Genomic DNA, 10,093 nt, shown 5'->3' with positions numbered 1-10,093 from the left:
CCGGGTTCCGGCGGCGCTTACCGAAACTTCGCCGTGCGCGTCGCTATGCCTGCGCGCGCAGGCTAGGCGGCGTGGACAGGGTAGCCCCTCATGGCGTGGGCTCGGTTTTCATCTCAAGGCTGCCGTCAGTCCCCACCACCGTGCGCTCGCCATCACAGACGTATTCTTCGATGCGGTAGCTCGCCGGCTCGCGCTTGTAGAGGAAGGTGAAACGATAGGGTGCGGTGAGGTACTGTGGGTCGGTAATGGTCACATCGTCGGCGAGGATGCCATCAGCCCGCAGGTGCAGACGTTCCTCCACATGCATCGCGGGCGAATGCGGGATGTCCTCATAGCGGACATCCTCACGCACGCCGGCGGTTTCAACCACGAGCACTCCGCCTTCCCAGCGTCCAACCGACCGACCGAAATAGCCGGGGTTGATCGCCTCCACCGGCGGCAACGCTTCGTCAAGGTAGATGCGCCGGACCTGCGACATGAACTCGGCCAGCACGGTCACCTGCCGCAATGCCGGGTTCTGCAGAATCTGCAGCGCATAATGCGCGCCCATGATCCCAGGCACGCCCTCGGGCAGGCACTGCGAACTCGGCGTGGGCAAAGGCTTGCCGGCAGCATCTGCAGCGGCGCGGCGCTGCTCCATCGCCTGCCACTGCGCGAGGTATGGTGCGCGCAGCGGCGGCGGCACGACCTGCAACTCGGCCGGGTCAGGCTGGCCCGAGAACGTGCCGGGATAGGGCGGATAGCGGTTCCACACCCCCGAAATATCGGGCTCTTGCGCAGGTGCAGATGCAATCGCCGGGGCGGCGACGAGCGCCCCGGCGATTGCCAGTGTGGCGATGATGCGCCGCTGTGCCGCAGTGAAGGCCATCACTGCCGTGCCGTCAGCGTCAGGCCGATGGTGCGCGGGCGGAAGCTGCCGGCACGGTACCAGGTCGATATCGGCGAATCGTGGTAGAGCCCCAAGATCGGCTGGCTGTCGGTTACATTGTTGACGAAGACGCTGAGGTCGATATCAGCCTTGCCCGCCTTGAACCGGCCGCCAGCGCGCAGGTCGATCTGCGACGTGGCGGGCGGACGCGGCAGTGCGGGATCGACCAGCGGGGAGTTCGTATCGATCGGCGTGTTGTTGTGGCTGCTATAGGAATAGTCGGCACGGGCGTAGCCATCGACCGATCCCACCGGCTCGACCAGCTCGGCATTGAGCTGCAGCGACCACGGGGCCACCGCGAAAGGCTCGCCCGCGCGACGGATCGTGGTGCCGCCGGGGCCCGGGATCGCGGTGGTATAGCGCGCATTGGTATAGGCCACCGAGGCCCCCAGCGTCAGAGCCGGGATGGGCTTGGCGGCCAGCGACAGATCGAAGCCGTCGATCTTAGCCTTGCCCAGGTTGAGCGCGGCATAGATCGAGCAGGTCGGCAGCGAGAACAGCGTCTGCACGTTGTTCCAGTCGATGTGATAGGCCGAGGCATCGACCGCCAGCTTGCCGCCGAACAGCCGGTTCTTGGCCCCCGCTTCATAGCTCCAGATCGAGTCGGGCTTGAGCGTCTGCGACGCCAGCGGATCAAACCCGATCGCTGCGGCGTCGGCAGCGCAGGTCAACCCGACCGGCGGCGAGATCCCTGGTCCGCGCACGCCCTTGGCCGCACTGACATAGAACAGGTTGTTGCGATCGGCCTGGAACGACACCCCCGCGCGCGGCGTGAAAGTGCGGCTGGTCACGCCGAGGCTGTCGGTGTGGCCGGCGGTGGTATAGAGCGGGCCTGCAGTGAAGCCCTCGAACTTGTAGTTGGCGATGGTGTAGCGACCGCCCAGCGTGAGCTTCACCCGCGGCACGATCTCGTAGTCCGCCTGGGCATAGACCGCTGCCTGGCGATCGCGGTGCGTGTTGCGCTGAAACACGCTGTAGCGCCCCTGATAGAGATCGACACCATAAGCATCGGCGAGCGATGCATATTCCGGGTCACCAGCCTGCCGCTGACTATAGTTGACCACGTCGAGCAGCTGCGGATCGCTGCCAGCATACTGGTCGCGCACGAACGAGCGCTGGTAGAAGGCGCCGATGATCCAGTTGAACCGCGCGTTGGCGTTGTCATTCTGCAGACGCAGTTCCTGGGTGAACGCGGTCTGCTTGGTGTTGCTGGCCGTACCCGGGGCGTAGTTGGCAAATTCGGCCGGTATAGTGCCGACGATATTGCCGAACAGCGAGAGGCTGAGCGTGGCGTCGTCGCTCTGGGTGCGCGTGGTACGGTGGAAATACGAGGTATCAGACACCAGTGTCGCCCCGCCCAGCGACAGCTCGACCTTGAGCGCAGGCAGATAGAAACGGTCGGAATGGCTCTCGGGCTTGGTGTTGAGGCTCAGCCGCTGGTCCCCGCGCGAGAGGTCGGACTGCGCAACCTCGAACCGCGACCCGTCGGCGATGTCCTGGTACTGGTAGAAGATCGAGGGCGTGATCGTCAGCGTCTCGGTGGGTTTCGCCCCCACCGCCAGCCGTGCCGAGACCGTATTCGAACTGTTGATGTCCTTCTGCGTCACCTGCTTGGTGGTGCGATCGAGACGATCGATGTAACCGCCGTCGTGACGCATCCAGCCGCTGGCGCGGAAGCCGATCTTGTCGGTAATGATCGGCGCGCCCACCGCCACGCCGCCTTCATAGCTTTCGGCGCCGTTCTTGGTCGTGGCCACTTCGGCACGGTCGTACATCGAGACCGTATCATAGCTGGGCTTGGGCATGATGAAGCGCAGCGCGCCGCCCACCGACCCGCTGCCGAACAGCGTGCCCTGCGGCCCACGCAGCACTTCCACGCGCTCGAGATCGAAGACCTGCGGATAGGGATTGCTTAGCGAGGGGCTCACGCCAACGCGGGTCTGCACCGGGGTATCGTCGATATAGACGCCGGTGGTGGGAATGCCCGACGAGGAATCCACGCCACGGATCGCAATCGTGGTCTGGCCGGTGCCATAGAGCACTGCCGTCTGGCCGAATGAGACCCCCGGGGTGATCTGGGCGATATCGGCAATCGAACGTACGCCCTGCGCGTCGAGTTCGGCGCTGGTCTTGGCGACCACGCTGGCAGGCACACGGCTCAGCGACTGTGCCTTGCGCGTGGCAGTAACGATGATTTCTCCCACCTGGCCGCTGCTCGGCGTGTCGGTGGGCGGCACGGTCGCGCCCGGCGGCGTGGCAACATCGCCGACCTGCTGTGCCAGCGCGGCCAGCGGGGCGATGATTGTTGAAGACGCAAGAAGGAGGGCCGCGCGACGCGCGGCAACGGAACGATCTGTCATGATAATGCTACTCCCCGATAGCGGAACGCGCCTCCTTGTTGGAGTATCGCGAGTGAGGCTCTTATGAGTGGCCGATAGTGTTACCTAGTTTACATTATATGGCAATATGCTTGTTTTGTTGATTATTTGCAACAAAAGGGGTTTAGCTCGATCTTGCTGATTTATGAGGGCAACTGCCCTTTTTTGCAGTTTCCAGGCGCAGCCCAAAACCGAGGTAGCGCCAACAAATCAACCCAATTGTTGCATAATTTATACAAATATCAGTTTTTCAGATATTTTGTTTTGTTATGATCACCAGTTTGCCTAGCATTGGATACGGCGAGGGCGATTGATTCGCGCCGCCCGCCGAGCTGGCCAGGCGAGAGGCTGGCGCCATCGCCTTGAGGAGCGAGGCTGGGCGCATCATAGACTTTGTTTTAACCTTAAAGTAAATCAAAATTTGGCGTTTTCATCACGATGCAGGTAAAGCAACAGCGATGTCGCGTCGGTCGCCGCGGATGAACCCGGCCATGAGGGAGAGACCGGATCGTGGAGAACCCCGCAAATCCCCCGCCAAAAGCCGGTGACACGGGCGACCATGCGTCAGCACGCCTTGCCGAAGAGATTGCCCGCGTACGCGCGGTTCTCGCCGCCAGCCGCTCAGCCGTGCAGTTGCGCCTGTTCGACTACCTTGCCGCGCGATCGGGCGATGCACGCGCGCCCAAGGAAATCGAGATCGCGCATGCCGTGTTCGGCGGCGACGAATCGACCGACGCAGCCGCCGACTCCGGTGTGCGCGTTTATGTCCACCGCCTGCGCAAGCGCCTTGAAGACCACTATCGCGGGCAGCCCGGTGCGCGTCTCGTCATTCCCAAGGGCGAATATCGCCTCGTGCTTGCCGAGGTCGAGGCCGCGCAGGCCAATGCAGGCTTTACAGCACCGGACCTGGCCAAGACAGCATCGCTCCGCGCGCCCGCCATCGCCCCGCCGCCGGTGCGGTTTCGAAGGATGCCGCCCGGCGCAGTTCCGGCCCTGCTAGGGCTGGCGCTATGCTGCCTTGCCATCGCGGCCGGTTTAGCGGTTTACGCCTGGCCATGGTCGCACGGGGCAGGTGGCGAGCCCGACGATGAACGGCTGCGCAACACCGCACTGTGGCGCAATCTCGGCGCAGGCGTCCCCGTGCTGGTCGTGGCCGGCGACGCCTATGCCGCCGCCGAAACCGGCGACCAGCGCAACGTGCAGCGCATGATCCTAGACCCGCGCATCGCCTCGCGCGAGGAACTGGGACAGCACATCCGCAGCCATCCCGACCAGTTCTACCGGCTCTATGACTTCGACCTGCATTTCACGCCGGTGCCGACCGCCCTCGCCGCCTGGAACGTCGAGGCGACGCTCCCCCACGAGTCCACTGGAACGCGCCGAAGTGCCTCGATCGTGCCTGCGTCCGCGCTGACGCCTGCGCTCCAGCAAGGCGCTGACATCGTCTACGTTGGCCACCTTGCCGACATGGGCACGCTCGCTGCGCCGCTCGCGGCCGCCAGCAGCCTGCGTTTCGACCGACCCGGCGCGATCGTCGATCCCGCTGCGGCACGCGTCTGGCAAGCCTCGCTGCCCGCGCCCGACAACGCCCCGCGCGTGCGCGATGCCGTGACCACCGACTATGGGTATCTTGCCAGCCTGACCGCCCCCGGCGGGCGAGCGCTGTTGGTGATTGCAGGTTTGGGCGATGTTGCCACGGCCCAGTTGGCCGGGCTGGCCACCAGCGCGCAGGCGCTCGGCCAGATCGCGGTGCATACCGGCAACCGCCCCCATTTCGAGGCGGTCTTTGCCATCGACACACGCGATGGCATCGCCGTTTCGCGCCGCCTGCTATTGGCGCGCGCACTGCGCTGAGCAAGCAGGCAATATGCACCCAGCCGGTTGGCACACATGATCCACTTGGCGGCTTGGCTTTTATGTTTTAAGCCTAAAGAAAGAGGAGATCTGATGCCAACCCCTGCCCCGGGCAACGAGCCGCCCGCAGTCACCGCCACCGACAATCTGACCGCCGCCGGCGGCCCCGCGACACGCGCCCCATTGCCCGGCGCCGGATCAGCCACGCTTCGCATGTGGGTGCGCCTGCTCGCCTGCGCCAAGATTGGCGAGAAGCAGTTGCGCCGCAAGTTCGATGAGCAGTTCGATACCACCCTGCCCCGCTTCGACGTGCTCGCCGCCCTCGATCGCGTGCCCGAGGGCCTGAGCATGAGTGCGTTGTCGCGCGCGCTGCTAGTCTCCAACGGCAACGTGACCGCAATCGTGCGCCAGTTGCAGGCCCAGGGCTTGGTCGCCTCGCGCACAGACCCGCACGACGCACGTTCGGCGATCGTCTCACTCACGCCCGCAGGCCAGCGCCAGTTCGATACCCTCGCCACCGCGCACCACGCCTGGATCGCCGCGATGCTGCGCGATGTCCCGGCCGAGCGGGTAGACCAGCTCGTGCGCAGCCTTGGCGAATTGCGCGCCATCCTGGAAGAGCGGACATGACCCGTTTCACCACCACTGCCCTCGTCCGCTTCGCACATGTCGATGCGGCCGGGATCGTCTTCTATCCGCGCTATTTCGAGATGCTCAACGGCGCGGTGGAGGACTGGTGCGCCCAGGGCCTCGGGGCCGATTTTCGTGCACTGCACGACATCCGCGGGATCGGCGTGCCCACCGTTGGTCTCGAGGCCGAATTCCACAGCCCCAGTCGGCTCGGCGACATGCTCGATATCGCGCTGGTCCCGCTCCATGTCGGGCGCAGCAGCTGCCGGCTTGAGCTGACGTTCTCGTGCGGCGGCGAAACGCGCCTCATTGCCCGCGTCACGCTGGTGTGCACCGACCTTGCCGCGATGCGCAGCACGCCGTGGCCTGACGATATCCGCGCGCGCATGACCGGGACAGCTCCGGTTGCTGCCTGATCTGGCCGCGCCCCGCTTTGTACAGGCGGGGCGCGGACTGATGCGGCCATGTCAGGCTGCTACCACCGGGTGGCGCAACGTGCCGATCCCTTCGACGCAGGCAACGATGGTGTCGCCCGGCCAGACCCATTCCTGTGGATCACGGCCCGCCCCCACACCCGCAGGCGTTCCGGTGGCGATGATATCGCCGGGCTCGAGCGTGATGCCCTGGCTGATATCCGCCACCAGTTCGTCTACCTTGAACAGCATGTAGGCAGTGTTGCTGCGCTGCTTTTCCACACCATTGACAGTCAGCCACAGGTCGAGCGTCTGCGGATCGGGAATCTCGTCGGCGGTCACGACCACCGGACCCATCGGGCAGTAGGTATCCTGCCCCTTGGAATAGATCCACTGCCCGGCACGGCGGCAGTCGCGCGCGCTCATGTCGATGCACACGGTATAGCCGAACACGTGGGCCAGCGCGTCCTCGCGCCGCACGCGGCGGGCGGTGGTGCCGATGATCGCGGCCAGTTCCACTTCCCAGTCGAGTTGGCGGGTGATCGCAGCGTCATGGCGGATCGGCTCGTCCGGCCCGATCACGCTGGTAGGCGGCTTGGAGAAGATCACTGGCTGGCGCGGCAGGTCAGCGGAGGTATCAAGCGAGCGCGCGCTTTCGGCGACGTGCTCGGTATAGTTGAGGCCGATGCCGAACACGTTCTTGCGCGGGCGGGGGATCGGCGCGAGTAGACGCACATTGGCCAGTGGCAGCGCAGTGCCTAGCGGGAAGAGGTCGCCTTGCTCGGCAATCAGCGCCGTGATCGTAGTGATCGCGCCAGGGCCGAGGTCGATCAGATCAAGCATGCGCGAGGGTAGATCCACTCCGCGCGCCGCGCCAAAGCGGGCCAGATCGAGCACCAATGGCGCTTCGGCGCCCACCAGGGCGCCAAGGCGTGCTTCGGCTTCCGCCGTAGCGCGGTAGGTAACCAGTCGCATTGCAATTCCTTCCAGGGTTCGGTTCGTATCAGGCGATGAGGGGTTGGTGGCCGCCGTTGTCTCCGAAGGCCTCTTCGCGATAGAGGCCCAGAGCACGCATCACCGGCAGGTCGTGGAATGCGAAGAGGCAGGCGTCCTCACGATCAGAGGCGTTGGCATGTTCGTGGTACATCCAGGCGGGCACCACGAAAATGTCGCGCTCCTTCCAGTCGAACCGTCGGCCGTTGATGATCGACCAGCCGCTGCCTTTGCAGCACTGGTAGACGAAGCTGCCCGTCTGGCGATGCGCGCGCGTGCGCTCGCCGGGACGAAGCATCTGCATGTGCGCACCAATGGTCATCATCACCGGACCACCGGTGTCGGGATTGACGTATTCCATCAGCACACCGTCAAAAGGAGAACCTTCGGTCACCGCGGCATAGCGCTGCAACGCCTCGTAGGTGGGCGCCCATTCGTACTTGAGCAGCGGCGAATAGCGTTTTTCCCAGGTAGATCCCCAGGGCCTGAGCCCGGGGTTGCCCCAGGTATGGACCGAGGCATCGACCGGGTAGCGCATCGCCTGGGACAAGTCGGGGTGCACCTCGTAGAAGTTTGCCTCGAGCGCGTTCATCAGCGGGATGTCGAGCCCATCCTGCCAGATGCACACGCTGCCATCCTCGGCCACGCCATGTTCGTGCCAGGTCCCGTTGGGCGTCAGCACGAAGTCGTTTGCGCCCAGCGTCATCTTCTGCCCGTCGACGTTGGTGAACGCGCCAGTGCCTTCCATGATGAAGCGCAGCGCCGAGGCGCTGTGGCGGTGCGACGACGCGCATTCGCCCGGCTTCATGACCTGCAACCCCGAATAGAGCCAACCGACGGCGGCGACCACATCCTGACGCCCGGGATTTTCCAGATAGATCACCCGACGCCCCGCCTGCTCAGGAGTAACGAGATCGAGCGCTCGCAGCACGTCGGCGCGCAGATCTTGGTAACGCCACAGCATGGGTTGCGAGGTCGAGGCAGGCTCCCACGGCTCGATCTTGTTGGCCACCGTCCACAGCGCGCCTGTACCCAGCGTCGCGAGCCGGCGGTAGTAGGCCACCAGCTCGGGGGTGTCTGCCACGTTAGCGCGGCCGATCCGATCCTCGCGATAGCTGCCGTATGCCTTGGTAGTCACCGCACTCTCCATCGCGCCAACGAGGCCCAGGCCTCGCCCACAAATTTATTATAGGCTTAAAATATCTTGCTTCGGCGGCGCTGGCAAGCCATCAGTTGCAGCGCAATGCCACCTGCCGAGGAGCCCCGCATGACAAAGCCGTTTCGCGCCGCCGTGGTCCAAGCCGCTGCCGTTCCCGATGATTCGCTGGCCTCGGCCGAACGCGCGGCCGCGCGGGTGCGGCAAGCAGCCGCCCAAGGCGCGCGGCTGGTCGTCTTTCCCGAGGCATTCATTGGCGGCTATCCCAAAGGGGCCACTTTCGGCGCGCCCGTGGGCCTGCGCCGGCCCGAGGGACGCGAGGATTACCGCCGCTATCACGCCAACGCGATTGCGCTCGATGGCCCCGAGGTCGCACTTCTCGCCGAGGCAGTGCGCGAGACGGGTGCCTTCGTGGTGATCGGCGTGATCGAGCGCGACGGCGGCACCGTCTATTGCACCGCGCTGTTCCTCGACGGCGAACGCGGGTTGGTGGGCAAGCACCGCAAGCTCATGCCGACGGGCGCCGAACGCCTGATCTGGGGCTTTGGCGACGGCTCGACGCTGCCGGTGATCGACACGCCGCTTGGCCGGATCGGCGCCGTCATCTGCTGGGAAAACTACATGCCGATGCTGCGCATGGCGATGTACGGCCAGGGCGTGACGCTCTACTGCGCCCCCACGGCCGACGACCGCGATACCTGGCCAGCCTCGATGCAGCACATCGCGCTGGAGGGCCGCGCTTACGTGCTCTCGGCCTGCCAGCACATTACGCGCGGTGCCTACCCGGCCGATTTCGACTGTACGCTGGGCAACGACCCCGAAACCGTGCTGTTGCGCGGCGGTTCGATGATCGTCTCGCCGCTGGGCCGCGTGCTCGCCGGGCCCGACTATACGCCCGATACCATTCTTTATGCCGACATCGATCCCGACGAGGTGATCCGCGGCAAGTTCGATTTCGACGTGGCCGGGCATTACGCCCGCCCCGACGTGTTCTCGCTGCATGTCGACGCAACCGCGCGGCAGCCGGTCCGCTTCGATACCGGGCCCGCCAACGAGCGCGCCGATTCATCCACTTTGCCAGGGGCATGACGCCGATGCAGTTCGATTTCACCAATCTCGACGCGCCCTCCCGCTACAAGCTGATGGCCGCCACGATCACCCCGCGCCCGATCGCCTGGCTCACCACGCAATCTCCGCAAGGCGTGCGCAACGCCGCCCCCTACAGCTTCTTCAACATGATGGGTGCGGCACCGCCTCTGGTCGCGATCGGCCTGATGCGCCGCCCCGATGGCACGCACAAGGACAGCGCGCACAACATCCTCACCACGCGCGAATTCGTGGTCAATCTGGTGGCCGAACACGATGCCGCAGCAATGAACTTCACCTGCATCGACGCCCCGCCCGACTGTGACGAGTTGGCCGCGGCAGGCGTTGCCGTCGCCGCCAGCACCGCGATTGCCCCACCGCGGATTGCCAGCGCACCAGTGTCGATGGAATGCCGGCTGTTCCAGGCGATCGAGGCGGGCACATCGACGATCGTGCTGGGCGAAGTGGTGCGCTTTCACGTCCGCGACGACCTCGTCGATCCTGCCCGGCTCCATGTCGATACACTGGCGATGAACCTTATCGCGCGCATGCATGGCGGCGGCTGGTATGCCCGATCAACCGACCTGCTGCAGCTCGAACGCCCGACCTGGGCGGAATGGCATGGAGCACTGCACGCGGGTGGCTAGGCCCGGAT

The 10,093-nt window shown here is 65.2% G+C and carries 9 protein-coding genes; 5 read left to right on the top strand and 4 right to left on the bottom strand.

The annotated features are described in order from the left end of the window. Positions 1-88 precede the first annotated feature (88 nt). Positions 89-868, bottom strand: coding sequence for a hypothetical protein (locus tag H926_RS0124400; protein WP_022678567.1), 780 nt, complete (start codon positions 866-868; stop codon positions 89-91). Then, positions 868-3,288, bottom strand: a complete 2,421-nt coding sequence (locus tag H926_RS0124395; protein ID WP_022678566.1) for a TonB-dependent receptor — start codon at positions 3,286-3,288, stop codon at positions 868-870. Before H926_RS0124395 ends, H926_RS0124400 begins: the two co-directional genes overlap by 1 nt. A 528-nt stretch (positions 3,289-3,816) precedes the next feature. Here H926_RS0124395 and H926_RS0124390 point away from each other — a divergent pair. The 3 genes from H926_RS0124390 to H926_RS0124380 all read left to right on the top strand — a co-directional run bounded on the left by H926_RS0124390 (position 3,817) and on the right by H926_RS0124380 (position 6,206). Continuing rightward, positions 3,817-5,160 (top strand): helix-turn-helix domain-containing protein, encoded by a 1,344-nt coding sequence (locus H926_RS0124390; protein ID WP_028658470.1) that lies wholly within the window; start codon positions 3,817-3,819, stop codon positions 5,158-5,160. A 93-nt stretch (positions 5,161-5,253) separates the two neighbouring features. Next, entirely contained in the window at positions 5,254-5,790 is a 537-nt protein-coding gene (locus H926_RS0124385; protein WP_022678564.1) for a MarR family winged helix-turn-helix transcriptional regulator, read from the top strand. Continuing rightward, positions 5,787-6,206, top strand: a complete 420-nt coding sequence (locus H926_RS0124380) for a thioesterase family protein (RefSeq protein WP_022678563.1) — start codon at positions 5,787-5,789, stop codon at positions 6,204-6,206. The genes H926_RS0124385 and H926_RS0124380 overlap by 4 nt, the downstream gene beginning before the upstream one ends. Before the next feature lie 51 nt (positions 6,207-6,257). On the opposite strand, the gene H926_RS0124375 is transcribed toward H926_RS0124380, so the two are convergent. Together H926_RS0124375 and H926_RS0124370 are read right to left on the bottom strand one after the other, a co-directional pair. Next, positions 6,258-7,178: a fumarylacetoacetate hydrolase family protein gene (locus H926_RS0124375; RefSeq protein ID WP_022678562.1), complete on the bottom strand. Its 921-nt coding sequence runs from the start codon at positions 7,176-7,178 to the stop codon at positions 6,258-6,260. 28 nt (positions 7,179-7,206) lie between these two features. Then, the gene (locus tag H926_RS0124370; protein WP_028658468.1) at positions 7,207-8,334 is read right to left on the bottom strand and encodes a cupin domain-containing protein; all 1,128 of its coding nucleotides are present in this window, start codon (positions 8,332-8,334) and stop codon (positions 7,207-7,209) included. 129 nt (positions 8,335-8,463) lie between these two features. On the opposite strand from H926_RS0124370, the gene H926_RS0124365 reads away from it, so the two are divergent. Both H926_RS0124365 and H926_RS0124360 read left to right on the top strand, forming a co-directional pair. Further along, entirely contained in the window at positions 8,464-9,441 is a 978-nt protein-coding gene (locus H926_RS0124365; protein ID WP_022678560.1) for a carbon-nitrogen hydrolase family protein, read from the top strand. 5 nt (positions 9,442-9,446) lie between these two features. Then, positions 9,447-10,085 (top strand): flavin reductase family protein, encoded by a 639-nt coding sequence (locus tag H926_RS0124360; RefSeq protein ID WP_028658467.1) that lies wholly within the window; start codon positions 9,447-9,449, stop codon positions 10,083-10,085. Positions 10,086-10,093: the final 8 nt, after the last annotated feature.

Source organism: Novosphingobium sp. B-7 (assembly GCF_000410615.1).
GTDB lineage: Bacteria > Pseudomonadota > Alphaproteobacteria > Sphingomonadales > Sphingomonadaceae > Novosphingobium > Novosphingobium capsulatum.
This window is presented reverse-complemented; position numbering and strand designations above follow the sequence as displayed.